The organism is Jatrophihabitans sp., assembly GCA_036399055.1.
Classification (GTDB): Bacteria; Actinomycetota; Actinomycetes; order Mycobacteriales; family Jatrophihabitantaceae; genus Jatrophihabitans_A.
Genome location: DASWNX010000021.1, coordinates 56,400 through 82,107 on the forward strand (window position 1 = coordinate 56,400; position 25,708 = coordinate 82,107).

General features: G+C 71.2%; 24 protein-coding genes. 10 read left to right on the forward strand and 14 right to left on the reverse strand.

All coding sequences use genetic code 11. The features are described 5' to 3' along the window. Nucleotides 1–26: 26 nt before the first annotated feature. Nucleotides 27–881, reverse strand: coding sequence for a thioesterase family protein (locus VGB75_08490; protein ID HEY0167065.1), 855 nt, complete (start codon nt 879–881; stop codon nt 27–29). Between the two features lie 32 nt (nt 882–913). Here VGB75_08490 and VGB75_08495 point away from each other — a divergent pair, with 32 nt between their 5' ends. Further along, nucleotides 914–1,240 (forward strand): DUF5313 family protein, encoded by a 327-nt coding sequence (locus VGB75_08495; GenBank protein ID HEY0167066.1) that lies wholly within the window; start codon nt 914–916, stop codon nt 1,238–1,240. A 36-nt stretch (nt 1,241–1,276) separates the two neighbouring features. Here the strand turns inward: VGB75_08495 and VGB75_08500 are convergent, their stop codons facing one another. Continuing rightward, the gene (locus VGB75_08500) at nt 1,277–1,624 is read right to left on the reverse strand and encodes a hypothetical protein (protein ID HEY0167067.1); all 348 of its coding nucleotides are present in this window, start codon (nt 1,622–1,624) and stop codon (nt 1,277–1,279) included. Nucleotides 1,625–1,744: 120 nt separating this feature from the next. After that, nucleotides 1,745–3,151 (reverse strand): NAD(P)H-quinone dehydrogenase, encoded by a 1,407-nt coding sequence (locus VGB75_08505; GenBank protein ID HEY0167068.1) that lies wholly within the window; start codon nt 3,149–3,151, stop codon nt 1,745–1,747. 84 nt (nt 3,152–3,235) lie between these two features. Between VGB75_08505 and VGB75_08510 the strand changes: the two genes are divergently transcribed. Further along, on the forward strand, nt 3,236–3,688 hold the full coding sequence (locus tag VGB75_08510; GenBank protein ID HEY0167069.1) for a gamma-glutamylcyclotransferase family protein: 453 nt from the start codon (nt 3,236–3,238) through the stop codon (nt 3,686–3,688). A gap of 158 nt (nt 3,689–3,846) precedes the next feature. Here the strand turns inward: VGB75_08510 and VGB75_08515 are convergent, their stop codons facing one another. From VGB75_08515 to VGB75_08545, 7 genes are all read right to left on the reverse strand, one after another. Continuing rightward, nucleotides 3,847–4,251, reverse strand: coding sequence for an MmcQ/YjbR family DNA-binding protein (locus tag VGB75_08515; GenBank protein HEY0167070.1), 405 nt, complete (start codon nt 4,249–4,251; stop codon nt 3,847–3,849). Between the two features lie 501 nt (nt 4,252–4,752). Next, on the reverse strand, nt 4,753–5,124 hold the full coding sequence (locus tag VGB75_08520; protein ID HEY0167071.1) for a hypothetical protein: 372 nt from the start codon (nt 5,122–5,124) through the stop codon (nt 4,753–4,755). Between the two features lie 297 nt (nt 5,125–5,421). Beyond that, a complete protein-coding gene (locus VGB75_08525) occupies nt 5,422–6,612 on the reverse strand; it encodes an amidohydrolase (GenBank protein HEY0167072.1) in 1,191 nt (396 codons plus the stop codon). Nucleotides 6,613–6,621: 9 nt separating this feature from the next. Next, entirely contained in the window at nt 6,622–7,341 is a 720-nt protein-coding gene (locus tag VGB75_08530) for a VOC family protein (protein HEY0167073.1), read from the reverse strand. Then, complete coding sequence (meaB, locus tag VGB75_08535; protein ID HEY0167074.1) at nt 7,338–8,381, reverse strand: methylmalonyl Co-A mutase-associated GTPase MeaB; 1,044 nt, start codon at nt 8,379–8,381, stop codon at nt 7,338–7,340. The genes VGB75_08530 and meaB overlap by 4 nt, the downstream gene beginning before the upstream one ends. A 6-nt stretch (nt 8,382–8,387) precedes the next feature. Next, nucleotides 8,388–10,568 carry a methylmalonyl-CoA mutase gene (gene scpA / locus VGB75_08540; protein ID HEY0167075.1) on the reverse strand — a complete coding sequence of 727 codons (2,181 nt, stop codon included), beginning with the start codon at nt 10,566–10,568 and terminating at the stop codon, nt 8,388–8,390. Then, nucleotides 10,565–12,427 carry a methylmalonyl-CoA mutase subunit beta gene (locus VGB75_08545; GenBank protein ID HEY0167076.1) on the reverse strand — a complete coding sequence of 621 codons (1,863 nt, stop codon included), beginning with the start codon at nt 12,425–12,427 and terminating at the stop codon, nt 10,565–10,567. Before VGB75_08545 ends, scpA begins: the two co-directional genes overlap by 4 nt. A 175-nt stretch (nt 12,428–12,602) precedes the next feature. On the opposite strand from VGB75_08545, the gene VGB75_08550 reads away from it, so the two are divergent. The 3 genes from VGB75_08550 to VGB75_08560 are packed head-to-tail and all read left to right on the forward strand — an operon-like array spanning nt 12,603 to nt 16,104. Continuing rightward, the gene (locus VGB75_08550) at nt 12,603–13,499 is read left to right on the forward strand and encodes a purine-nucleoside phosphorylase (GenBank protein HEY0167077.1); all 897 of its coding nucleotides are present in this window, start codon (nt 12,603–12,605) and stop codon (nt 13,497–13,499) included. Then, the gene (locus VGB75_08555) at nt 13,496–14,350 is read left to right on the forward strand and encodes an NAD(P)-dependent oxidoreductase (GenBank protein ID HEY0167078.1); all 855 of its coding nucleotides are present in this window, start codon (nt 13,496–13,498) and stop codon (nt 14,348–14,350) included. The genes VGB75_08550 and VGB75_08555 overlap by 4 nt, the downstream gene beginning before the upstream one ends. After that, a complete protein-coding gene (locus tag VGB75_08560; protein HEY0167079.1) occupies nt 14,347–16,104 on the forward strand; it encodes a phospho-sugar mutase in 1,758 nt (585 codons plus the stop codon). Before VGB75_08555 ends, VGB75_08560 begins: the two co-directional genes overlap by 4 nt. Nucleotides 16,105–16,150: 46 nt before the next feature. Here VGB75_08560 and VGB75_08565 read toward each other — a convergent pair whose 3' ends face one another. From VGB75_08565 to upp, 3 genes are all read right to left on the reverse strand, one after another. Next, a complete protein-coding gene (locus VGB75_08565) occupies nt 16,151–16,939 on the reverse strand; it encodes a hypothetical protein (GenBank protein HEY0167080.1) in 789 nt (262 codons plus the stop codon). A 166-nt stretch (nt 16,940–17,105) separates the two neighbouring features. Further along, nucleotides 17,106–17,993 carry a hypothetical protein gene (locus VGB75_08570; protein ID HEY0167081.1) on the reverse strand — a complete coding sequence of 296 codons (888 nt, stop codon included), beginning with the start codon at nt 17,991–17,993 and terminating at the stop codon, nt 17,106–17,108. Between the two features lie 234 nt (nt 17,994–18,227). After that, complete coding sequence (gene upp, locus VGB75_08575) at nt 18,228–18,851, reverse strand: uracil phosphoribosyltransferase (protein ID HEY0167082.1); 624 nt, start codon at nt 18,849–18,851, stop codon at nt 18,228–18,230. Between the two features lie 77 nt (nt 18,852–18,928). On the opposite strand from upp, the gene deoC reads away from it, so the two are divergent. The 5 genes from deoC to VGB75_08600 all read left to right on the forward strand — a co-directional run bounded on the left by deoC (nt 18,929) and on the right by VGB75_08600 (nt 24,435). Continuing rightward, nucleotides 18,929–19,906, forward strand: coding sequence for a deoxyribose-phosphate aldolase (gene deoC, locus VGB75_08580; GenBank protein HEY0167083.1), 978 nt, complete (start codon nt 18,929–18,931; stop codon nt 19,904–19,906). Nucleotides 19,907–19,977: 71 nt separating this feature from the next. Further along, entirely contained in the window at nt 19,978–21,417 is a 1,440-nt protein-coding gene (locus VGB75_08585; protein HEY0167084.1) for an aldehyde dehydrogenase family protein, read from the forward strand. Between the two features lie 2 nt (nt 21,418–21,419). Then, nucleotides 21,420–22,307 carry an aldehyde dehydrogenase family protein gene (locus tag VGB75_08590; GenBank protein HEY0167085.1) on the forward strand — a complete coding sequence of 296 codons (888 nt, stop codon included), beginning with the start codon at nt 21,420–21,422 and terminating at the stop codon, nt 22,305–22,307. A gap of 45 nt (nt 22,308–22,352) precedes the next feature. Further along, entirely contained in the window at nt 22,353–22,985 is a 633-nt protein-coding gene (locus VGB75_08595; protein HEY0167086.1) for a hypothetical protein, read from the forward strand. Continuing rightward, complete coding sequence (locus VGB75_08600; GenBank protein HEY0167087.1) at nt 22,969–24,435, forward strand: amidase family protein; 1,467 nt, start codon at nt 22,969–22,971, stop codon at nt 24,433–24,435. Before VGB75_08595 ends, VGB75_08600 begins: the two co-directional genes overlap by 17 nt. Before the next feature lie 83 nt (nt 24,436–24,518). On the opposite strand, the gene VGB75_08605 is transcribed toward VGB75_08600, so the two are convergent. After that, nucleotides 24,519–25,625 carry an adenosine deaminase gene (locus VGB75_08605; protein HEY0167088.1) on the reverse strand — a complete coding sequence of 369 codons (1,107 nt, stop codon included), beginning with the start codon at nt 25,623–25,625 and terminating at the stop codon, nt 24,519–24,521. Nucleotides 25,626–25,708: the final 83 nt, after the last annotated feature.

Consider the following 25,708-nt stretch of genomic DNA (forward strand, 5'->3'; position numbering starts at 1 on the left):
TGATCCCGGTGAGTTTTCGGCCGGGGCTAGTCCCGGCGACTGCGGATGAGCAAGGTCTGCATGCCCGCGCCGATCAGGCCGGCGCGGTCGGACAGGGTGGAGCGCGCCAGTCCCAGCCCGGCCCCGAGCTCGGTGACGGCCTGCATCAGCACCCAGTCGTCCTGGCTCTGCCGCATCAGGTGCACGTCCAGGTCGACGTTGGCGAAGGACCAGTCATCCCAGTCCACCAGTGATGAGATGCCACTGGCCGAGTCGGCGACCAGCGCCAGCCGTTGCAGGGTGGAGGGCCGCTCACCGGCCACCAGCGGCACTCGGGACCGGGTCCAGGTGGCCGCCGGCCCGGGCTTGCGGGCCGCTCCGGAGACCGCTCGCCACTCCAGGTGCTGGGCGTAGGGAAAGCCGTACATGTCCAGGACCGGCAGGACAGACGGGTCGTCCGGGGCTTCTGGCGTGTCCGCGACGGCTGCCGGCGCACGCCGGCCGTGCGTGCCGGCCGCGTCGGCCGCGGAACCGTTCTCGGCCATCAGCCAGACCCGCGCCTGCAGGCAGGCACGCCCGTCAGCGGCCAGCTCGGCCGAGATCAGGACGGCGCTGCGCGCCAGCCGAAGCACCCTGGCCGACACCGTGAGCGGGGCGACCGGGACCGGCGCCAGGAACTCGGCCGCGATCCGGGCCGCCATCAGGTCGGCTCGCCCGGAGGCGGCGACGCCGAGCCGCTCGGCCAGCAGGACCAGCAGCGCGTTAGGCGGCCCGCCGTGCTGCAGCTCGTCTGACCACGGTCCGCCGCAGGCCGCCGCGCTGTTCACCGAGCCGTCCAGCTCGGTGCGCGCTCCCGCGCCGCTGAGCTCGGTGTTCAGCTCTGTGAAGAAGGCGGTGTCCACCTCGGGAACGATAGCGGCAGACTGGAACGGTGATGACGCCCGCTGAGCACCCCAGCGTGTTGAGGTGGCTGGGATACGCATTCGGCGGCCGGCTGCCCGAGCGCTATCACGACTGGGTCTTCGCCGACCTGATGGGCCCGGATTGGCGGCTGCGCGAGGCCGGCCGGATCATGCTGTTCGCCGTCGTCCCGATCACCGTGCTGCTGTTGCTGCCGGGCCGGCTGGAGATCCGGATCTACGCCGCGCTGTTCGTCCTGGTCGGGCCGCTGTTCATCGGTCTGGCCTACGGCGACGAGCTGCGCGACCGGCGGCTGCGTCAGCACGGCATGCTGCCTCCGTCCGGGCCTGATCCGGACTGACGGGCCGGGCCTGATCCGACTGACCGGTTGGGGGTCTCAGGCCTGCCGGCGGGCGGCGATCCGCGAGATCATCTCGATGCGCTTCTCGGCCAGCGAGATCATCTCCGTGGTGCGCGAGCCGACGTGGGCGGTGTCGGCGCCCTCGGAGAACACCATCGCCCAGCCGCGGTCGCCCTCCAGCGCCGGCACCCGCTCGACCAGCTCGGTGCGCGCGACATGGTGCACGCCGTCGAACAGGTAGTCCTCGGTCACCACGGCGACCACCACGTGGTCGGCAGGTAGCAGGGCCACGTGCGCCACGATCCGCTCGGAGTTCTCGGCGAACACCGCGGCCGCTCGTATCGTCCGGCGAGATTTCTCGATCTGTTCAGGTGAGATGTCCATCTGCTGCCTTCCGGTTCCTCACTTCTCCGGTCGCTGAGCCGTGTCAGTCCAGGTCGCCATGGCGCATCAGCTGCCGAGCCGTGTCAGTCGTGTCGCCCAGTCCTCAGTCACTCAGTCGTGTCAGTCCAGGTCGCCATGGTGCATCAGCTGCCGAGCCGCTTCGGTGACCGAGCCTGAGATCGACGGGTAGATGGTGAAGGTGGCCGCGAGCTCGTTGACGGTGAGCCCCAGCTGGACCGCCACGGCGATCGAGTGGATCAGCTCCGAAGCCTGCGCCGCCACCACCGATCCCCCGATCACGACGCCGGAGGCCGGCCGGCAGTAGATCTTGACGAACCCCTCGGTGACGCCCTGCATCTTGGCACGGGCGTTGCCGCTCAACGGCAGCGTGATGGTGCGAGCCGGCACCTGTCCGGAGATCACCGCGGCGTGGCCGATGCCGACCGTGGCGATCTCTGGATGGGTGAAGACGTTGGCGGCGACGGTCTTGAGCCGCAGCGGCTGCACCGCCTCGCCGAGGGCGTGCCACATCGCCACCCGGCCCTGCATGGCAGCGACCGAAGCCAGCAGCATCACACCCGTGCAGTCCCCAGCCGCGTAGATTCCCGGGACCTCGGTGCGCGAGACCCGGTCCACCTCGATGAAGCCGGCCTCGGTGGGGGCCAGGCCCACGTGCTCCAGGCCCAGCCCGGCCGTGTTCGGCACCGAGCCGACGCACATCAGCACGTGCGAGCCGGCGACGGTGCGCCCGTCCACCAGTTGCACCTCGACGCCGTCGCCCACCCGGGACACCGAGGCGGCCCGAGCCTGCTTGATCAGGTTCCCGCCGCGCTGGGTGAACACCTTCTCGATGACGTCGGCGGCCTCCGGGTCCTCTCCGGGCAGCACCTTCTCGCGGCTGGACACCAGGGTCACCGGCACGCCCATCTCGCTGTAGCCGGAGGCGAACTCAGCGCCGGTGACGCCGGAGCCGACCACGATCAGGTGCGTCGGCAGCTCGGTGAGGTCATAGAGCTGGCGCCAGGACAGGATTCGCTCGCCGTCGGGCTCGGCGCCGGGCAGCACCCGCGGCGTGCCGCCGGTGGCGAGCAGCACCACATCGGCCTCGATCCGCTGGGTCGATTCGAGCTCGCCGGCGGCGGTGACGTCGATGGCGAAGGTCCGGCCCTGCTGATCGGGGGCGAAGCAGGCCCGACCGGGCAGCACGGTGACGCCGTGCTTGCTGAGCCGGTCGGCGATGTCGGCGGACTGGTTGGCGGCCAGCTGGCGCACCCGCTCGTTGACCACCGCCAGCTGCACGCTCACCTCACCGGCGCCAGTGGAGACGCCGACCGCGGGGGCGTCCCGGAAGGCGGTCACCTTCTCGGAGGTGGCGATCAGGGTCTTCGACGGCACGCAGTCATAAAGCACGCACGCCCCGCCGACGCCGTCAGACTCGACCAGGGTGACCTCGGCGCCCAGTTCGGCCGCCACCTGAGCTGCCTCGTAACCGGCCGGGCCGCCGCCGATGATCGCGATACGTCTCACGGAAGCCATTGTCGCCGATCTTGCCCCGGCGCACCCGCGCGGGGCTGGCGATGACCTGGCGAGATGTCGGTAGGCTGCCTGATCGTGCCCCTTTACGCCGCCTATGGATCCAACATGGACCCGGCCCAGATGCGTACCAGGTGTCCGCACTCCCCGTTCGCCGGCACCGGCTGGCTGGCCGACTGGCGGCTGACCTTCGGCGGTGAGGACCTGGGGTGGGAAGGCGCGCTGGCCACCCTGGTCGAAGAGCCCGGCGCGACGGTCTTCGTCGCGCTCTATGACATCACCCCCCAGGACCGGGTCGCCCTGGACAAGTGGGAGAGCGCTGACTCGGGCCTTTACCGCACCTCCCGGCTGCGGGTCTCCACGCTGGACGGCGACGTGCTCGCCTGGACCTACGTGCTCAACGGCTACGAGGGCGGCCTGCCCTCGGCCCGCTATCTCGGCCTGATCGCCGAAGCCGCCGACGCCGCCGGAGCGCCCGGCGACTACGTCGACGAGCTGCGCAAACGGCCCTGCCGCTCCATCGGCGGCTGACGCTCCGACTGGGATAACTAGTACGCCCCCGGTGGTGGATAAGCTGGCGCTATGCGGGCTGACAAACCCTAGGTCCCAAATCGGCGCCGGCAAAGGCGGACATTTCTTGGAAACTGCCGGCTGCGTGTCGCAATATGGACGGCCGCCTATCCCCTCCCTCAGTCCTGATAAGGGCGTGCCTGATAAGGGCGTGGAACGCTGTCGATGCCTACGAGGTCGTTTGGGGCTCGCATCCGCCAGGCGTCGGTCACCAGCTCTTCCAGGCGCTCGACGTCCACCTTGTCCAGTCGCAGCATCACCAGGGGTGATCCGTCGTAGGAGGGCGTGGTGAAGAAAACCTCGGGCTCGCCGAGCAAGAGCGCCTGCTTCTCGGCCTCGTCACCGACGAACAGCACTGCGATATCGGTTCGGATCAGTCGCGCCTGGCCCGGCCGGCGCTCGGGATAGGACCAGACAAATCCCTTGTTCGCCACTCGAAAGTCGAACCCCTCGCTGTCGATCTCCATCACCTGAGGCAGGGCGAGCGCCATCCGGCGCACGTCCTCGGCATTAACCATCGACATGTCCTTCGGATCGCTTCACCCACACCCGCACAGGTTAAGCGGCGGCCCTGGCCTGTCACCGACGAAGTCGCCAGAACCCGACTGTCAACGGTGCGGGGGCCGGTCAGGTCGGATCCGTTCAGGCTGCGGATTGGTCGCAGAGGGCCTTGGCGGTGGCGTAGTCGAGGCCGTAGAAGTCGTGACTCAACTTCCCGGCGGCGGGTGCGGTGCGCCGGGGGGTAACCCTGGGAACCCGTTGAACCACGCCTGCACCTGGCATGGCCCTAGCACGTCAACCGAGCAAAAAGCTCCGGTCCATCCGACGAAGACATCTACATAACCCTGATGCGAATTACCTTCCAGATAGAATGGAATTGCGGCACCAAAAGTACGCCACCGGAAGTCACATCCATTTCCGCGAAGTACCAAGTGCGCGGTGGGCGGTGCGGTGCTAAACACGAAGACGTTTGTCCAAGTTGCGGTGGGTGGGGCGGGCGGCGGGTTTGGGCTAGGCATACGAGCTCAGCTCCTCGACTCGGCAACTGCACGCTTATGTTGAGTTACCCGCTGCTCGGCATGGTGAAATTCTCGCCCGGCGCAGAATGCGGCATAGAGCTTTGTCAGTAGATCATCTTCATCCACTATGGGTAAAAAGACCTGAGGAAAATGATCAAGAGCATTTTCTGCACTGATCGTGATCCCATCAAGTTGAGCGTGCGACTTGCCCTCGTCGACGGTGGCAGCGATAAGCTGCTCCAGCGTCTCGAGAGGAAAGGTCGAGGAGTCCACGCGCGCAGCGACCTGAACCGTATACCAGAGTTCTGGGTTCAGCCGAAGCGCCTTCTGGCAAAGCTCGACGTTCATGATCTTGCCCCCGTTCTCATCGGCGCCCAAAGGGAACCGCTGATCCTGTTCGGACAGCTACCAGCTTTCCACTACTTGATGCAGCGATCAATGCTTGCGGGTGAAGAAAGCAGACTGCTGCCCGGTCTGAGCGAGCACGAGGACCAGGCGCTCAATATCCCGACAAATTAGGTTTCGTTCTGCACCAATCTTTGGGAGTAGATCAAAATGCGATTCACGGGTCAACGCGACCAAGGCACCTATCTCAGAGCGCTACGCAAGACCAATTCATACGATCACATTATTCGGGACGTACGTGTAAGTGGGTTCGCAGAAGTCCGCAAGCGATCAGGCCGACTTGACGGCCTCGGCCCAGAACTCGTCCAGCAGCGCGGCGGTGAACCGGACGCCGATCGCCAGGGCGTCCTCGTCGATGTCGAAGTTCGACTGGTGCAGGTCATAGATCGGCGCGCCCGGCGCCCGTACCCCGAGCCGGGCCAGCGCCCCGGGAACGGTCTGCAGGTACCAGGCGAAGTCCTCCCCGCCCATCGACTGCGGGGTGTCTGAGACCGCCTGCGGACCGAACGCCGCCAGCGCCGCCTGGGTCTGCAGACCGACCAGCGTGCCGTCGTTGGTGACCGCCGGCACGCCCGGGTCGTAGTTGATCTCGATCTCGACGTTCGTCGGCGCCACGATCTGGCGGGCCAGCTCGGTGACCACCGACTCCAGGCGGTTCCACAGCTGACCGTCGAGCATCCGCACGGTGCCACGCAACGTGCCGGTGGTGGGGATGGCGTTGGCGGCCGAGCCGGCGGCCACCGCGCCCCAGACCAGCGAGACGGCGGCGCGGGGGTCGACCCGGCGCGACAGCAGCCCGGGCAGCTCGGTGATCAGCTTGCCCATCGCGTAGACCAGGTCGACGGTCAGTTGCGGGCGAGCGGTGTGCCCGCCGGGGCCGGACAGCTTGATGTCGAGCTGGTTGCACGAGGCCGTGATCGGCCCGACCCGCAGCCCGATCTGGCCGACGGTGAGCTTGGGGTCGCAGTGCAGCGCGAAGATCTGGTTGACACCGTCCAGCGCGCCCTCTTTCACCGCCGCTTCAGCGCCGCCGGGCAAGCGTTCCTCAGCGGGCTGGAAGATCAGCCGGATAGAGCCGCCGAGCTCCTCGGCCCCGGCCAGGCAGCCGGCGACGGCCAGCAGGATCGCGGTGTGCACGTCATGCCCGCAGGCATGGCAGACCCCGGCGTTCTGCGAGGCGTAGCTGACCGTCTTGGTGTCGGGCAGCGGCAACGCGTCGATGTCGGCCCGCAGGGCGAGGTAGTCCGGGCCGGCGCCGACATCGCAGATCACCCCGGTGCCGAAGGACAACCGCCTGGGGTCCAATCCGAAGCCGGTGAGCACCCGGACGATCAACTCGGTGGTGCGGTGTTCGGAGTAACCCACCTCGGGATGGCTGTGCAGCTCACGCCGCCATCCCACCAGCTCAGCCTGGTGACCGCCCAGCCAGTCCAGGGCATGGGTGTGAAGGCTGCTCGGCACAGGGGCACCTTATCCGGCGCTGGGGCCGTCCTGGTGGGCAGTCGGCTGGAATACGCAGAACTCGTTGCCGGCCGGATCGGCCAGCACGTGCCAGCCGATGTCACCGCCGCGCGGTCGCAGCAGGGTGGCGCCGGCGTCGACCAGCAGCTGCGGGTCCGACGCCTCGACATCCCAGTGCACCCGGTTCTTGACGGTCTTCGCCTCGGGCACCGGCACGAACACCAGGTACTCGAACGGGACGCCGGGCGCCTTGGACAGCCACCAGCCACCGTGGCCGGACTGCAGCTCACCGCCCAGCACCGAAGCCCACCAGCGGGCCAACGGCTCAGGCTCAGCGCAGTCGATCACCAGCTCATACAACCGGTACTCCGGCGCCTCGTCGCCGATGAAGGCGCAGAACTCCTGGCCGTCCGGGTCGCTCATCACCGTCCAGGCCCGGCCGGCGCCTTCCGGCTCGACCACCAGCGCGCCCGCGGCGGTGAGTTCGTCCAGCGACCGGGTGTGGACGTCGAGATGCACGCGGTTCTTGACCGTCTTGGGCTCGGGCACCGTGTTGACCCACACGGTGTGGGCCTCGGACGGGCCGACCAGCCGGACGCCCCACTCGCCGCGGTGGACGCGCAGGCCGAGCGCCGTGGACCAGAAGCGGGCCGCGTCCTCAGCGTCGACGGCGTCGAGGCACAGGTCCTTGAACCGAGCCGGCGCGGTCGAGCTGTCGTGGGCGGTCATGGGCGCTGACCTGTCCTGGGCGGCGCCGTCGGCTCGCCGGCGGAAGCGCTGCCCGGGGCTGATGGCAGGCCTGCCAGGATCTGCTGCGCCGCCTGGTCCGCGGTCAGCTCACCGGCCAGCACCGCCCGCTCAGCGGCGGCGCTCAGCTCGCGCGCGGCGGGAGTCTGCAACTGCTCCAGCAGCCGGTCGCGCACCATCGACCTGGTCCACTCCACCAGCTGGCGGCGGCGCTTGGCCTCGAACTCACCGTCAGCCATCAGCTTGTCGCGATGGCGCTGCACGTGCTTCCACACCTGGTCCAGGCCGGTGTTGCGCAAGCCGCTGCAGGTCAGCACCGGCGCCTGCCACTCGCCCTCGACGCCGCGCAGCAGCCGCAACGCCGCCGACAGCTCACGGGCCGCGCGCTGCGAGGTGTCCTGATGCTCGCCGTCGGCCTTGTTGACAGCGATCACGTCGGCGATCTCGAGAATGCCGCGTTTCATGCCCTGCAGCTGATCACCGGTGCGCGCCAGGGTCAGCAGCACGAAGGTGTCGACCATGTCGGCCACTGTGAACTCCGACTGGCCCACCCCGACCGTCTCGACCAGCACCACGTCATAGCCGGCCGCCTCCATCACCAGCATCGACTCGCGGGTCGCCTTGGCCACCCCGCCGAGGGTGCCGGAGCTGGGCGAGGGACGCACGAACGCGTTGTCGTCGGCGGCCAGCCGGGTCATCCGGGTCTTGTCCCCCAGGATGCTGCCGCCGCTGCGCGCTGAGGACGGGTCCACCGCCAGCACCGCGACCCGGTGGCCGGCCGCGGTCAGGTTGCTGCCGAGGGTGTCGATGAAGGTCGACTTGCCGACCCCGGGCACCCCGGTGATGCCGACCCGCTGCGCCGAGCCGGTGTGCGGGTGCAACCGTGCCAGCAACCGCTGGGCCTGGGCCCGGTGATCGGAGCGGTGGGACTCGACCAGGGTGATGGCCCGCGCGATCGCGGCCCGGTCCCCGGCCAGCACGGCCTCGCTCAGCGCCCCGACGGCGGCGTCCTCGACGTCCACCGCGGTTCAGCCGGCGCTGGGCTGCTGGGTGGTGAGCACCTCGAGCAACTGCAGCGCAGCCGTGGCTATGACGGTGCCGGGCGGGAAGATGGCCGCCGCGCCCGCTGCACGCAGCTCGTCGAAGTCCTGTTCCGGGATCACCCCGCCGACCACGATGAGGATGTCCGAGCGGCCGAAGGCGGCCAGCTCGTCCCGCAGCGCCGGCACCAGGGTCAGATGCCCGGCGGCGAGGGAATTCACACCCACCACGTGGACGTCGGCCTCGATCGCCTGCCGGGCCACCTCGGCCGGCGTCTGGAACAGCGGCCCGACGTCGACGTCGAAGCCGAGGTCGGCGAAGGCGGTGGCGATCACCTTCTGGCCGCGGTCGTGCCCGTCCTGGCCCATCTTCGCGACCAGGATGCGCGGCCGGCGGCCGTGCTCGGCCGCGAACCGGTCGGTGGCGGTCCGGGCCTGCTCGATCGAGGTCACCCTGCCCTCCTGTTCGGCCTCGGCGCCATACACCCCTGAGATCGTCCTGATCTGCCCGGCGTGCCGGCCGAAGACCACCTCCAGCGCGTCGGAGATCTCGCCCACGGTGGCCTTGGCCCGGGCGGCGTCGATCGCCAGCGCCAGCAGGTTCTGCTCCAGACCGGCCGGCCTGCTGCCCTCTGCCACCGCGGCCGCGGCCCGGGTCAGCGCGGTCAGCGCCTGCTCGCAGGCCCGCGGATCGCGTTCGGCCTTGAGCCGCAGCAGCTTCTCACGCTGGGATGCCCGCACGCCGGCGTTGTCGATCTTCAGGACGTCGATCTTCTCGTCGCTGTCGACCCGGTGCTTGTTCACCCCGATGACCGGCTGGCGGCCGGAGTCGATCCTGGCCTGGGTGCGGGCGGCGGCCTCTTCGATGCGCAGCTTCGGCAGCCCCGCCTCGATCGCGGCGGCCATCCCGCCCGCCTTCTCGACCTCTTCCAGGTGGCCCCACGCACGGCGGGCCAGGTCATGGGTCAGCTTCTCGACGTAGGCGCTGCCGCCCCACGGGTCGATCACCCGGGTGGCGCCGGACTCCTGCTGCAGCAGCAACTGGGTGTTGCGGGCGATCCGGGCCGAGAAGTCGGTCGGCAGCGCCAGCGCCTCGTCCAGGGCGTTGGTGTGCAGCGACTGGGTGTGCCCCTGGGTCGCGGCCATCGCCTCGACGCAGGTGCGCACCGCGTTGTTGAAGACGTCCTGAGCGGTCAGCGACCAGCCCGAGGTCTGGCAGTGCGCCCGCATCGCCAGCGACTTCTCACTCGCCGGCTCGAACTGCCGGATCAGCTTGGCCCACAGCAGCCGGGCCGCGCGCAGCTTGGCGACCTCCATGAAGAAGTTCATGCCGATGCCCCAGAAGAACGACAACCGGGGCGCGAAGGCGTCGATGCCCATGCCCGCCGCCAGCCCCGCGCGCACGTACTCCACGCCGTCGGCCAGGGTGTAGGCCAGCTCCAGGTCGGCCGTCGCGCCGGCCTCCTGGATGTGGTACCCCGAGATCGAGATCGAGTTGTAGCGAGGCATCCGCGCCGAGGTGAAGGCGAAGATGTCGCTGATGATCGTCATCGAGGGAACCGGCGGGTAGATGTAGGTGTTGCGCACCATGAACTCTTTGAGGATGTCGTTCTGGATGGTGCCGGTCAGCTGCTCGGGCGCCACCCCCTGTTCCTCGGCGGCCACCACGAACAGCGCCAGCACCGGCAGCACCGCGCCGTTCATGGTCATCGACACGCTCATCTTGTCCAGCGGGATGCCGTTGAACAGCTCGCGCATGTCATAGATCGAGTCGATCGCCACCCCGGCCATCCCGACGTCGCCGATCACCCGGGGGTTGTCGCTGTCATAACCCCGGTGGGTGGGCAGGTCGAAGGCGACCGACAGGCCCTTCTGCCCGGCGGCCAGGTTGCGCCGGTAGAAGGCGTTGGAATCCGCGGCCGTGGAGAACCCGGCGTACTGCCGGATCGTCCAGGGCTGGTTGACGTACATGGTGGGGTAGGGCCCGCGCAGGAACGGCGCGATGCCTGGATAGGTGTCGAGGAAGTCCAGCCCAGCCAGGTCGGCGGCGGTGTAGAGCTCAGCGACCTCGATGCCCTCCGGGGTGCTCCAGCCGCCGCCGGTGGGAGGCCGGCTCGACTGCCCGGCCGCGGGGCGGCCCAGCGACAGCCCGCCGAAGTCGGGGATCACGAAGGCACCTCCAGCACCTCGAACATCGACCGCAGGGCCGCGACCGCGTCACAGCCGGAGTAGACCGCGGCGTCGACCGCGTTGCCCGTGGATTCGACGAGCTTCGGCGGGCCAGCGATCCAGACCTGATCGGCGCCGGCGGCCCTCAGCCCAGCGGCCAGCGACTCGGCCTGCTGGGTGTACTCCGCGTCGGAGGAGCACAGCACCGCCAGCGGGGTCGCGCTCGCCCCGAACGCCGCCACCACCTCCTCGGGCCGCCCGAGGCCCACCACCGGCTCAAGGCCGCCGGCGGCGAGCAGGTTGCGGGCGAAGCCCAGCCGCCCGGCGTGCGCCGTAGCCGGCCCGAACGCGGCCAGGAACACCTTCGGCCGGGCGCCGGTGGCAGCCAACTGGGCGTCGGAGCGGTCCCGCAGCGCCTCGAACGGCTCGGCGTAGCGCACCCGGGGCAGCCCGCCGGCCGGCGGCGCCGGCTGCGGCCGGCGGCTGAGCGCGGGCTCATCGGGCATCGCGAACTCGCTGACGCCAGTGATCGGGTCGCGACGGCGGGCGATGTTGTCGCGGCGCGGTTGCCAGCTGGCCGCCAGCATCCCGGCCAGCTGCCCGGACTCCAGGGCGGCCACCACGCCGCCACCGCGCTCGATCGCGGTGAACTTGCTCCAGGCCACCTCGGCCAGCTGCTCGGTCAGCGACTCCAGGTACCAGGAGCCGCCGGCCGGGTCGAGCACCCGGCCCAGGCCGGACTCGTCGTGCAGGATCGACTGGGTGTTGCGGGCGATCCGGCGGCTGAAGTCCTCGGGCAGCCCGACCGCGGAGTCGAACGGGGCCACCGTGATCGCGTCCGCGCCGCCGACGGCCGCGGCGAAGCAGCCGACGGTGGCCCGCAGCAGGTTCACCCACGGATCGCGCCGGGTCAGCGTGACCGCGGCCGTGATCGCGTGCTGGCGCTGACCCTGGCTGCCGGCCGAGGCGCCGCACAGCTCGGCCACCCGGCTCCAGAGCCGGCGCCCGGCTCGGAGCTTGGCCATCGAGGCCCACTGGTCGGCGCTGACGGCGTACCGGAATTCCAGTCGCGCCAGGGCCGAGTCGACGCTCAGGCCGGCGTCGGTCAGGGCCCGCAGATAGGCCACCCCGACCGCGACGCTGATCGCCAGCTCATCGGAGTCGCTGCCGCCGGCCTCGGAGTAGACGCCGGCGTCGACCGTGCACAGCCCCAGCCGGGGGAAGACGGCGGCGACTTCGACCAGCCGTGCGATCAGGCCCGAGTCCGGCGCGAGGCCGGTGCGCGCGGCGTGCCCGATGGGGTCCGCGCCCAACGTGCCCGACACCTCCTCCGGGGCCAGGCCGCGGTCGCTCACCAGCCGCAACAGCGCTTGGGCCGCCGGGCCGGTCTCGGCGCCGGCGTCCAGGGCCACTGGCGCCAGCTCCAGGTACATCCCGTCCAGGACCTCGGCCAGCGACTCGACCGGCGCCCCGCCCTGGCCCAGCTGCAGCCAGATCGAGGAGGCGCCGCCGGTCAGCTCGGCCAGCACGGCCCGGTTGCTGGCCACCGGATCAGGATCGCTGACCCGTTGCCGGACGTCCCAGCCCGTTCGCTCGGCACTGGACCCGCGCGTGAAAGGGGGCTGGCCCGGCAGCCCGGCAGCCTCAAGCCCCACCCCGTCCGGCAGGTCGGCGGCGGTGTAGAGCGGAGCGATCCGCAGGCCGTCGTAGCTGCGGTAGGACAACGCGTCCTCCGGCTCACCGGCGCCGGCGCTGATTCCTGACTTGGCCAACACCGCGGCCACCAGCGAACGCCATTGCTCCCGGTTCGCCGCCGGGAAGTCAGCAGCCAGAGCCAGGTGATCGGAGGGCGCCGTCATAGCGTGATGTTAGAGCGAACCGGTTCACTCCGGATGCGGGGGCGTGGCCTATCTCTCGACCATCGAACGCGCGCTCGGCCTGAACCGTGTGCGGGCCCGGACGCGGCGGAGCCTGCGCTGGCCGCGGCGGTTCTATCGGGTGCGCCCCGGGGCCGCGAGGCTAGGCTCTGCTCCCGTGACCGAGACCGAGACCGAGATCCCGACCGCAGGCGCCCCCCGGCACGGGCAGCCGCAGCAAGCCGAGCGCGGGGCGCCCGATCCGGGCCAGCTGGCCGCCGAGGCAGCCCAGGCACTGGCCGCCCGGACCGGCGCCGAGCGGCATGACCTGGCACTGGTGCTCGGGTCCGGCTGGCTGCCGGCGGTCACCGCGCTGAGCGAGCGGGCCACCGCCGACGAGGAGTTCGCCAGCACCGAGCTGCCCGGTTTCCTGCCGCCGGCGGTCGCCGGGCACGCCGGCACGATCCGATCGCTGGCCATGCCGGGCGAGGACGGCAGGCCCGGCAAGCGCGTCCTGATCTTCTCCGGGCGCACCCACTTCTACGAGGGCCGCGGAGTGGCGGCGGTGGTGCACGGCGTGCGGGTGGCCGCCGCGGCCGGCTGCGCCGTCACGGTGCTGACCAACGGCTGCGGAGGGCTGCGCGAGGACATGCGGGTCGGTGATCCGGTGCTGATCTCAGACCACCTCAACCTGACCGCCACCTCGCCGCTGGTCGGGCCGCGGTTCGTCGACCTGACCGACCTGTACTCACCCCGGCTGCGGGCGCTGATGCGCCAGATCGACCCGTCCCTGGCCGAAGGGGTGTACGCGCAGTTCCCGGGCCCGCACTACGAGACCCCTGCCGAGGTGCGGATGGCCAGGACGCTGGGCGCGGACCTGGTGGGCATGTCCACCGCGCTGGAGGCGATCGCGGCCCGGGCCGAGGGCTCTGAGGTGCTCGGCATCTCACTGGTCACCAACCTGGCGGCCGGCATGACCGGTCAGCCGCTGAACCACGAAGAGGTGCTGGCTGCCGGCAAGGCCGCCGCGGCCCGGGCCGGCGGCTTGCTCGGCGAGCTGATCGGCCGGCTGTGACCGTCCTGATCACCGGCTGCAGCGGTGTGATCGGCAGCTCGCTGGCGACGCTGCTGCCGGCGATGGGCTGGCAGCTCAGGGGGTTCGACCGGGAGCCGGCGACCACCCCGATCAAGCAGGTCCAGGGTGACATCACCGATCCGGACGCCCTGGATCAGGCGATGGCCGGGGTGCGGGCTGTGGTCCACCTGGCCGGCCGGTCCACCGAGGCGCCCTGGCCCGAGATCCGCGACGCCAACATCGACGGCGTCTACCAGGTGTTCGAAGCCGCCCGGCGCGCCGGCGTCCGGCGGGTCGTCTACGCCTCGTCCAACCACGCGGTCGGCTTCACCCCCAGGCAGCCGGGCCAGGCTGCCGACGGCCAGCGCTCGCCGGCCGGCGATCCCACGGCGGCCGGCGCCGCTGAGCTGGCCGCGGACACGCCGCCGCGGCCGGACACCCTGTACGGGGTGAGCAAGGTGTTCGGCGAGGCGCTCGGGCGCTACTACGTCGACCGCTACGCCATGCAGGTCGCCTGCCTGCGGATCGGCACCTTCGCCGACTCCCCACCCCATGCCCGGGCGATGTCGACCTGGCTGTCACCGCGGGACTGCGCGAGCCTGGTGGACGCCTGCCTGCGCACCGACCAGCTCGGCTTCGCGCTGGTGTGGGGCGTGTCGGCCAACCGGGACCGGTGGTGGTCCCTGGACGCCGGGCGCGCGCTGGGCTATCAGCCGCTCGACGACGCCAGCAAGCTCCGATCGGACCCGCCGGGCGCCGAGGGCGAGGACGTGCTGGTCGGCGGCGGCTTCACCGATCCGCCCTTCGGCATCGACGAGGTGCGTCAGCGCGCGCAGGAGCAGGCCCGATGAGCGCCACCGTGCCCCAGCAGCTCAGCGACCAGGTGAGCGAGTGGATCGCCGATGAGCCCGACCCCGCCGCCGTCGCCGAGCTGCAGGCGCTGCTGGCCCGCGCCCAGGACGGTGACCCAGCCGCGCTGGCCGAGCTCGGCGACCGATTCGCCGGCCCGCTGACCTTCGGCACCGCCGGGTTGCGCGGACCGCTGCGAGCCGGCCCGAACGGCATGAACACCGCCGTGGTCCGGCGCGCGGCGGCCGGGCTGGCGGCTCAGCTCACCGCGTCCGGACGGGGCGGCGGCATCGTGGTGATCGGCTATGACGGCCGGCACGGCTCGCGGTCCTTCGCCACCGACTCCGCGGCGATCCTGGCCGCCGCCGGCTTCGACGCCCGGCTGCTGCCCCGGTTGCTGCCCACCCCGCTGCTGGCGTTCGCGGTCAACCATTTCGGCGCGGTGGCCGGGGTGATGGTCACTGCCTCGCACAACCCGCCGCAGGACAACGGTTACAAGGTCTACGCCCACGACGGCGCGCAGATCGTGCCGCCGATGGACGCCGAGATCGAGGCTGCGATCCGGGCGGTCGGCTCGGCGCGCGCGATCGCCATGTCGAGTGACTACCGGACGCTGGACGAGTCGGTGGTCCAGGCCTACGTGGTGGCGGTGGCCGGCCTGGTGCGTCCCGGCGCTCCTCGCGAGCTTCGGGTGGCGCACACCGCGCTGCACGGGGTCGGCGCCCCGCTCATCCGGGCGGTGTTCGCCGCAGCCGGCTTCAGCGCGCCGAGCGAGGTCAGCGAGCAGGCCGAGCCCGACCCGGACTTCACGACCGTGAGCTTTCCCAACCCGGAGGAGCCCGGGGCGATGGACCTGGCCCTGGCGTTGGCCGAGCGGGACCAGGCCGACCTGGTCATCGCCAACGACCCCGACGCCGACCGGTGCGCGGTGGGCGCGGTGTTTCCGGCGTCGGCCGACCGCCCGGGCGGCTGGCGGATGCTGCGCGGCGACGAGGTGGGCGTGCTGCTGGCGGACTGGCTGCTGCGCCGCGGCGCCCTAGGGACCTACGCCACCACGATCGTCTCCTCCACGATGCTGTCGGCGATGGCAGCACGGCATGGGGTGGGCTTCGCCGAGACGCTCACCGGGTTCAAGTGGATCTCGCGGGCCGCGCCGGACCTGGTGTACGGCTACGAGGAAGCGCTGGGCTACGCCGTGGCGCCGGGGCTGGTGCGCGACAAGGACGGCATCTCCGCGGCGCTGCTGATCGCCGAGCTGGCAGCCGACCTCAAGGCCGCCGGCTCGTCGCTGCCCCGGCGGCTGGCCGAGCTGGCCGCCGAGTACGGCCTGCACGCCACCCGCCAGCTGTCCTGGCGGGTCACCGACCTGGGCCTGATCACCGAGGCGATGAGCCGGTTGCGCGCCGAGCCGCCCGGTGAGTTGCTGGGCAGGCCGGTCAGCGTCAGCGACCTGGCGCCTGACAACGATGTGGTGATCCTGCGATTCGAGGGTGGCCGGGTGGTGGTGCGACCCTCGGGCACCGAGCCCAAGTGCAAGGCCTACCTCGAACTGGTGATCCCGACCGCCGCTGGCCAGCCGGACGAGCCGGTGACCGCCGAGCCGCTGCTGGCTGAGCCGCTGCTGGCCGCCGACCCGCTGCTGGCCGCCGACCCGCTGCTGGCCGCCGTCGCGTCAGCCGAGCAGCGAGCCGCCGCTGAGCTGGCGTCCCTGGCGGCCGAGGTGACCCGGGCTCTGGGGATGCCCTCGGCCGGCTAGCGCCCAGCATGGTGAGCGCCCAGCCATGGTGAGCGCCCAGCTTCGGCTAGCTGGGAGACCGCACCGGGCAGGCGCCGGTGAGCAGCCGGCTCGGCGGCGGCTCGGCGGCGGTCCGGCGCGGTGAGCAGCCGGTCCGGAGCAGGCTGCCGTCGGCGAACCGGTAGGTGGCCCAATAGTTCTTGCCGGTGGCGTAGTTGGGCTGGTAGTCGTTCTCGGTGCCGAACACGTCCAGCCAGCCGTCCCGATCAAGGTCGGCGGCCATCGGCCGGCCGCCGTCGAAGCTCACGCTCGCCTGGGCCGGGCTGGCCAGCGCGCCGGAGCGCAGCAACACCAGCTCGGCAGTGCCGGCATGCGAGCCCGCCGCGGCGAGCACCGCGCAGTGCGCGCTCACCCCTGCCTCGACCGGCAGGCAATCCAGCTTTGTCGTCCAGCCGAAACCGGATCGGCCGACCCACCATTGCAGGTGCTGGCCGTCTCGCAGCAGTTGCAGCACCGGCGCGCTGTTATCCGGTGGTGAGACCGTCGCGGTGGGCGCCGCGCTGGACCACAACCGCACGGCGTAACCGCCGCCGAGCTGCACCGGTTGCCTCGGCGTGCACGACCATTGCCGGCACGGCGCGTCCGCGGCGTCGCCGGGGCCGGGCGAGATCGCGCCGGGCGGCTGCGACGAGCTGGCCGCCGCCGAGCCCCCGGCCGTCGACCCACCCGACTGTGTGGCCGAGCTCGCGCATCCAGCCAGCACCACGCCCAGCGCCAGCGCGGACCCCAGCAGCGCCAGGGCTGGTCCGGGACTGAGTGGCCGGCGCCGGGCCAGGGCTGTCGCGCGCTTGGTCATCTGACACCTTCTCGGCAGTGCTTGCATCCGGCGGCGGGGGCCTTCGCCGGCGGTGAGAAGCGCCACCGCCTCTCATCAGAACACCCAACAGGGTTCTGCGCTTTCAGCACTTGGCATCAAGTCGGTAACAAGGGCCTCAAGTCGGTAACGAGGACAGGCAGGCCCGTCAGGAAGTGGCGCTCGGCGACGGTGAGCTGCTGCTGGAGCGCTGCCAGCGACTGTTGTCCTGGGTCGCGCTGGCGCTCGGGACCGGTGGGAGTTTGGCGGCGGCGATGGGCTGGTCGCCGACCTCGATGATCGAGCGCAGCACACCCGTGGCGTCGATCGCGGCTTGGGCGAAGAACCCGGCGTCTGCCGCGCGGATCAGCTGATCCAGCGTGCACGTGCTGCCCGCCGGCGGGCAGATGCTGCCACCGGAGATGACGACGGCCGAGGGCGCCAGCGCGGCGGTGAAGGTCTGGGAGTCACTGATCAGGTACAGATCGCCGCCGTCGGCCGCGGCGCGGGGCTTGACGGTGGCGAACTGGTAGGCGAGCCGGCCGCTGGACTGGTCGAAGCCGCTGACGTGAATCACCGCGTTGCCCAGCGGGCCGCTGGGCGAGGGTGTCGGCGTCAGCGACGGGCTGCCGGCCGGCGCGGACGCGGACGGACTGCCGGCGCGGGAGGTGGCAGGCGTCGTCGCGAGCTGCCGGGCAACGCTGCTCAGGGCCGGAGCTCCGGCGACGCCGGGCACGCTGCCCCCGCCGGCGGCGCCGGGGCTGGTCAGAAGGCCGGCGGGCGGCGGGATCTGGGACTGCCGGCCGGTGGTCGGCGAGGCCGGGCGGTGCGGCGCGGCTGACCGCCTGGCCGCGACGGACTTGCCGGAGCTGGCCGCATGCTGGCTGGCTGACGGCGCCACCGCGTGGCCGGGCCGGGCCGGCAGGTCATCGGATCCGATCGCCGAGGCGGTGATCACGGTCGCCGCCGCCGCCACAGCCAGCGAGCCGCCGAGCGCGGCCACCAGCATCCCGCCGCCGAGCACGAACGGCCCGAGGACGACGCGCCGGATAGGCATCAACCGAGCCATCCCGCGACGCTCCCGCGGAACCTCTTCGAACATGCGACGAACTCCTGACGTCTGACCCGGCTGCTACCTGCCGGTGAGGTCAGTCACCGGCAGGGGCGTCGCAGGAGGCAACGGCAGGCAGGTCAAATTTTGATTCCTCATCTATATGACCAGGCTGAGGAGTGCTTAAACATCTCATCTGATACCGAGAGTGGCAAACGCTTAACGGGCGCGAACTGCCGGTTAACGGGGCCCGAACTGCCGGTCGCCGGCGTCGCCCAGGCCGGGCACGATGTAGGCGTCGGCGTTGAGGCCCTCATCGACGCTGGCGGTGAACAACCGACCGGCCAATCCGCTGCGCTCGACCGTGGCTATGCCCTCAGGAGCGGCCAGCGCGCAGATCACGGTGATGTCGCTCGCCCCGCGCGAGGCGAGTAGTTCACAGCAATGCACCAGCGAGCCGCCGGTGGCCAGCATCGGATCGAGCAGCAGCACCGGCCGGCCGGCCAGCGAGTCCGGCAACGAGGCCATGTACGCGGCGGGCAGGTGGGTCTGCTCGTCGCGGGCCAGCCCGACAAAGCCCATCTGGGACTCTGGCAGCAGGTTGAACGCCGCCTCGGCCATCCCGAGCCCCGCCCGCAGCACCGGGACCAGCAGCGGCGGGTTGGCCAGCGTGGCGCCCAGGGTCGGGCCGACCGGGGTCCTGATCGGCACCTCGGTCACCGGCAACTCCCGGGTCGCCTCATAGACCAGCAGCGTGGCCAGCTCACGCAGCGCCGCCCGGAACTCGGCGTTGCTGCTTCTCTCGTCCCGCATCACGGACAGGCGGGTTCGCACGATCGGGTGTTCCACGACGACGGTCTGCACGCCAGGAGCCTAGCGGCGAGCCGGTCGTGCCCGGACCTCGAAGGCGGCCGGGCGGCGCACAACCTAGACTGGCGCGCGTGAGTGTCATCGTGAGCCAGTCCGCCGGGTCCAGTCCGGCCGCGTCCAGCCTGGCTGAGGCCGGCCGTGACGACGCCTCGCTGCGCCGGTTGCTGCACGGCCTGCCGGGCGTCGACCAGGTCGGCGCCGAGTCCAGGGCCGCGGCCCTGGCCACTCGCAGTATCAAGACCACCGCCAAGGCCTGGGCGATCGACATGGCGATCCGGATGGTCGACCTGACCACCCTGGAGGGCTCTGACACCCAGGGCAAGGTGCGCTCGCTGTGCGCCAAGGCCGCGCGTCCGGACCCTTCGGACTCAAGCGCGCCGCCGGTCGCCGCGGTCTGCGTCTACCCCGACATGGTGGGTTTCGCCGTTCACGCGCTGCGGGGCACCCAGGTGCAGGTGGCCTCGGTGGCCACCGCCTTCCCCTCCGGCCGGGCCTCGCTGACGACCAAACTGGTCGACGTCGCCGAGGCGGTCGCGGCCGGCGCGACAGAGATCGACATGGTGATCGACCGGGGCGCGTTCCTGGCCGGGAACTACCTGAAGGTCTTCGAGGAGATCGTCGCGGTCAAGCACGCCTGCGGCCCCGCTCACCTCAAGGTGATCCTGGAGACCGGCGAGCTGGTCACCTTGGACGCGGTCCGGCGGGCGTCCTGGCTGGCCCTGCTGGCCGGCGGCGACTTCATCAAGACCTCGACCGGCAAGGTCAGCCCGGCGGCCACCCCGCCGGTGGCGCTGGTGATGCTGCAGGCCGTGCGCGACTTCGCCGCCCGGACCGGCGAGGTGCGCGGGGTGAAGCTGGCCGGCGGGATCCGCACCACCAAGGAGGCCGTCCGCTACCTGGTGATGGTCAACGAGGTGGCCGGGCAGCGCTGGCTGGACCCCAAGGCTTTCCGGTTCGGCGCGTCCTCGCTGCTCAACGACCTGCTGCAGCAGCGGCACAAGCTCAGCTCCGGCGCCTACGACGGCCCCAACTACGTCACGATCGACTGAGGAAGCCAATGGCAGCCACCGAGCCCGCCGACATGTCACAGCCGACAGGGCTGGCGAACCGGAAGGACCCTGTGAGCGTCTTCGAGTACGCCCCGGCGCCGGAGTCGCGCGCCATCGCCCGGCTCAAACCCTCCTACGGCATCTTCATCGACGGCGAGTTCCGCGACGGCCGGGGCGAGGCGGTCAAGACCCTCAACCCCGCCACCGAGGAGCCGCTTGCCGAGGTCGCCGAGGCAAACGAGGCCGACGTGGCCGACGCGGTGGCCGCCGCCCGCCGGGCCTATGAGGGCAGCTGGTCCCGGCTGCCGGGCTCCGAGCGCGCCAAGTACCTGTTCCGGATCGCCCGGGCCATCCAGGAACGCGCTCGCGAGCTGGCGGTGCTGGAATCGCTGGACAACGGCAAGCCGATCAAGGAGTCGCGCGACGTCGACGTCCCCAACGCCGCCGCGCACTTCTTCTACTACGCCGGCTGGGCCGACAAGCTGGGTCATGCCGGGTTCGGAGTCGATCCGAGACCCGTCGGGGTGGCCGGCCAGATCATTCCGTGGAACTTCCCGCTGATGATGGCGGCCTGGAAGATCGCGCCCGCGCTGGCTGCCGGCAACACCGTCGTGCTCAAGGCCGCCGAGACGACGCCGTTGACCGCGCTGACGCTGGCCGAGATCATCGCCGAGTGCGACCTGCCGCCCGGCGTGGTCAACGTGCTCGCCGGCGGACCGGCCATCGGGCAGGCGCTGGTGAACCAACCTGGCGTCGACAAGCTCGCCTTCACCGGTTCCACCGCGGTCGGCAAGGCGCTGCAGAGGTCGGTGGCCGTGTCGGGCAAGCGGCTGTCCCTCGAGCTCGGCGGCAAGGCCGCCAACATCGTCTTCGACGACGCCGCGATCGACCAGGCGGTCGAGGGCATCGTCAGGGGGATCTTCTTCAACCAGGGCCATGTCTGCTCCGCCGGGTCGCGGTTGCTGGTGCAGGAGTCGGTGCACGACGAGGTCGTCTCGGCCCTGCAGGACCGGCTGCAGACGCTGCGCCTGGGTGATCCGCTCGACAAGAACACCGACATCGGCGCGATCAACTCCGCGAAGCAGCTCGCCCGGGTCCAGGAGCTGGTCGACGTGGGCGAGGCCGAGGGCGCCACCCGCTGGTCGCCGGCCTGCGAGCTGCCCGAGCGGGGCTACTGGTTCCCGCCAACGGTCTTCACTGGCGCCAGTCAGGCCAGCCGGATCGCCCAGGAGGAGATCTTCGGGCCGGTGCTCACCGTGCTCACCTTCCGGACCCCGCAGGAAGCGGTGGACAAGGCCAACAACACCCCGTACGGGCTCTCGGCCGGGGTCTGGACCGAGAAGGGCTCGCGCATCCTGTGGATGGCCAGCAAGCTGCGGGCCGGGGTCGTCTGGGCGAACACCTTCAACCACTTCGATCCCACCTCGCCCTTCGGCGGGTACTCCGAATCCGGCTTCGGGCGCGAAGGCGGCCGTCACGGCCTCGAGGCCTATCTCGACAGCGAGGGATAGCAGTGCCCAACAAGCCAACCAGCAAGCCGGCCAGCCAGCGGCTCGCGGTCCGCAAGACGTACAAGCTCTACATCGGCGGGGCGTTCCCCCGGTCGGAGTCCGGGCGCTCCTACCCGGTCACCGATCCGGCCGGCCAGCTGCTGGCCCACGCCGCCCAGGCGTCGCGCAAGGATGTGCGCGACGCCGTCAGCGCGGCTCGCACAGCCTTCGCCGGCTGGTCCTCTGCCACGGCCTACAACCGGGGGCAGGTGCTGTACCGGATCGCGGAGATGCTCGAAGGCCGCCGTGAGCAGTTCATCGCCGAGGTCGCGGCGGCCGAGGCCTGCAGCGCCGACGACGCGGCCCGCCAGGTGGACGCGGCCATCGACCGCTGGGTCTGGTACGCCGGCTGGAGTGACAAGTACGCCCAGGTGGTGGGCGGCGCCAACCCGGTCGCCGGGCCGTATTTCAACTTCTCCGTGCCCGAGCCGTCCGGCGTGGTGGCCATCATCGCCCCGCAGGAGTCCTCGCTGCTCGGCTTCGTCTCGGTGGTCGCCCCGGCGCTGACCACCGGCAACACCGTGGTGGTGCTGGCCTCGGCCGACCGTCCGCTGCCGGCCGTCTCGCTCACCGAGGCGCTGGCGACCTCGGACCTGCCCGGCGGGGTGCTCAACCTGCTGACCGGATCGGTCGCCGAGCTGGCGCCCTGGCTGGCCAGTCACCGCGACGTCAACTGCCTCGACCTGACCGGCGTCGCCCCGGCCGACCGGGTGCCGCTGGCCCAGGCGGCGGCTGACACCGTCAAGCGGGTGCTGTCCCCGGCGAAACTGAACTTCGAGGCTGAGCCCGGCATCTCCAGGCTGGCGGCCTTCGTCGAGACCAAGACGGTCTGGCATCCGCTGGGGGTGTGAGCCCGGCGTCCGCGGTCGTGGCTGTGACCGGCTAAGTTGCCTGTCATGCCGTCCTTCGCTGATCCGATCGTCGCCGTCTCGCTGGCCGCCAACGGCCGCTCCGGGCTCACCCTGTTCGCCCCGCCGTGGGAGGACACCGACGGTGAGGAGTGGCAGGGCTTTCTCGGCGACGGCTCCAAGATCGTCCTGCTGGGCACCGCGGACGAGCTCAACACCTGGCTCGGCGATCACCCCGACCACGACCTGGCCGACCACCCGGCTTGGCGGGCGTTCGCGGACAAGGGCAAGAGCGCGCTGTCGCCGACGCCCGAGGCGCACTACGACTTCGACCGGGTCTATGAGCTGGCTGCCGCCGAGCCGAGTGCCGAGACGGTCTCAGAGCTGGCCGACATCGTCGACGTCGCGGCCCGGATCGCCGACTGCTGCGAGGACGGCATGCTGCGCTCGCTGCTGGGCGGCACCCGCGAGTACGCGTTGCTGGTCGAAGGCGAGACCGGCTACTCCGGCAAGGACGGCGCGCTCGAGTGGTCCCAGCTCGGTGACGTGATCGCCAAGAGCTGGGAGCGCGCGCTGGTCCGCATCGAGTCCTGGCTGCGTTGGGAAGGCTCCAGCGCCATCCCGGTGACCGCCGTCGCAGAAGACGCCCTCGACGGCGACGCCGATGACGAGACCCGCTGAGCACACCGCGGCCGAAGCCCAGCGGCTGCTTGCTCAGGGCGCGCTGACGGCGCTGGAGCTCACCGACTTCTACCTGGACCGGATCGAGCGGCTGAACCCCCGGCTGGGCGCGGTCCTGGCCCTGGACGCTGACGGCGCCCGCTCGGCGGCCCGGGCCAGCGACGCCCGGCGCCGCGACGGCGTTGCGCTCGGGCCGCTGGACGGCGTGCCGGTCCTGATCAAGGACAACATCGAAGCCGTCGGGCTGCCGGGCACGGCCGGCTCGCGGGCGCTGCTGAACTCACCGCCGGCCGCCGACGCCCCGCTGGTCACCCGGTTGCGCCGCGGCGGCCTGGTGGTGCTCGGCTCGACCAACCTGTCCGAGTGGGCAAACTTCCGCTCGACCGCCTCGACCAGCGGCTGGAGCGCGGTCGGCGGCCAGACCCGCAACCCTTTCGCCCCCGGGCGCAACACCTCCGGCTCGTCCTCGGGCTCAGCGGCGGCGGTCGCGGCGGGGCTCGCGCCGCTGGCAGTGGGCACCGAGACCGACGGCTCGATCGTCTCGCCCGCCGGGGTGTGCGGCGTGGTCGGCTTCAAGCCGACGCTGGGCCGGCTGCCCGGCGCCGGCATCGTGCCGATCAGCTCGCGCCAGGACACCGCCGGCACGATGGCCCGAACGGTCGCCGACGCCGCCGGGCTGTTCGCGGTGCTGTCGGCCGGGGCGCTGGCCGCGCCGGGGGCCGGGGCGCAGGTCTCGTCGGGGGCCGGGGCGCAGGTCTCGTCGTCGCACGACGGCGCCCAGCCCGGCCTGAGCGGACGCCGGGTGGCGCTCTGGCGCCCGGACGCGATGACCGCAGACGTCGCGGCAGTGTTCGAGGCGGTGGCCGAGCGGTTGAGCGACGCGGGCTGCCAGCTGACCCAGACCCGGGCGGCGATGTCGGGCCCGTTCGAAGACGCCGAGTTCCAGGCGCTGCTGGCGGAGTTCTCGGTGGAGTTGCCGGCCTATCTGCGCGGGCGGCCCGGTCCGCATCCGCGCGACTGGCCCGGGCTGCTCGCCTTCAACCGGGCTGATGAGCACGAGCTGTCCCGCTTCTCCGACGAGATTTTCGGACTCTGCGCCGAGCTGTCGGGCGGCGTCGAGTCCGAGGAGTACCAGCGGTTCCGCCAGACGGCCGACGCTGCCTGCGCGCAGGGGCTGGCCGACGTGCTCGGCGACTGCGAGTTCGCGCTGGCGCCCACCAACTCCCCCGCCTGGCCGATCGCCTACGGCGACCAGGAGGAGCACGGCATCCTGACGTCCTCGCTGTGCGCGGTGACCGGCGCCCCGTCGATCAGCCTGCCGGCCGGCGCGGTGGACGGGCTGCCGGTCGGCGTCAGCGTGCTGGGCCGGCACGGCGAGGACGAGCGGTTGCTGGCCTTCGCCGCCGAGCTGGAAGCGGCGCTGCCGCGGCTGAGCTACCCGCTGGACTGACCCCGAGCCTGAGCCTGGCCGAGCGTCATGCTCACGCGTCGCCATGGCGCGCGCCGAGCATGACGCTCGGCCGATGAGGTGATCTACAGGTTGAGGGCGGCGTAGCCGGGCTTGATCTGGCCGTTGATGATGGCCAGCCGCTCGTCGAACGGGATGAAGGCGCTCTTCATGGCGTTGACCGTCAACCACTGCAGGTCTGACCAGGTGTAGCCGAAGGCGTTGGCCAGCAGGTCCAGCTCGCGCGTCATCGACGTCCCGCTCATCAGCCGGTTGTCGGTGTTCACCGTGACCCGGAAGTGCAACCGTCGCAGCAGCCCGATGGGGTGCTCCTCGATGGAGGACGCCGCGCCGGTCTGCAGGTTCGAGGACGGGCACATCTCCAGCGGGATCCGCTTGTCCCGGACGTACTGCGCCAGCCGGCCCATCTCGACCGAGGCGACCTGCTGCTCCAGGCTCTGGCCGGTCGCCTTGATGTCGTCGATGATCCGGACGCCGTGCCCGAGCCGGTCCGCCCCGCACCACTGGATGGCCTCCCAGATCGAGGGCAGGCCGAACGCCTCGCCGGCGTGAATGGTGAAGTGGAAGTTCTCTCGCCGCAGGTACTCGAAGGCGTCCAGGTGACGGGTGGGCGGAAACCCCGCCTCGGCGCCGGCGATGTCGAAGCCGACCACGCCCCGGTCGCGGTAGGCCACTGCCAGCTCGGCGATCTCGCGGGACCGGGCGGCGTGGCGCATCGCGGTCACCAACGAGCCGATCCGGATCTGCTGGCCCTTCTCCGAGGCGGCCTGCACGCCGTGGGCGAATCCCTCCAGGGTCGCGTCCATCACCTCGTCCAGGCTCAGGCCCTCGGCGACGTGCTGCTCCGGCGCCCACCTGATCTCGGCGTAGACCACGCCGTCCTCGGCCAGGTCCTGGGCGCACTCGCTGGCCACCCGGTGCAGGCCCTCCCGGGTCTGCATCACCGCGACGGTGTGGTCGAAGGTCTCCAGGTAACGCACCAGCGAACCCGAGTTGGCCGAGTCGATGAACCACTGGCCCAGTTGACCGGCGTCGGTGCTCGGCAACTTCTGGTACCCGATCCCGGCCGCCAGGTCGATGATGGTCTGCGGTCGCAGCCCGCCGTCGAGATGATCGTGCAGCAGCACCTTGGGAGCGGTCCGGATGGTCGTGGGATTCAGTTCGGCAGTCATGGCCATACGCTAGTCGCACATCGCGCATACCGTCGGCCGGTGATCGCCGCGACCTGGAAAAACCAGGGGGGTGAAGCACACCG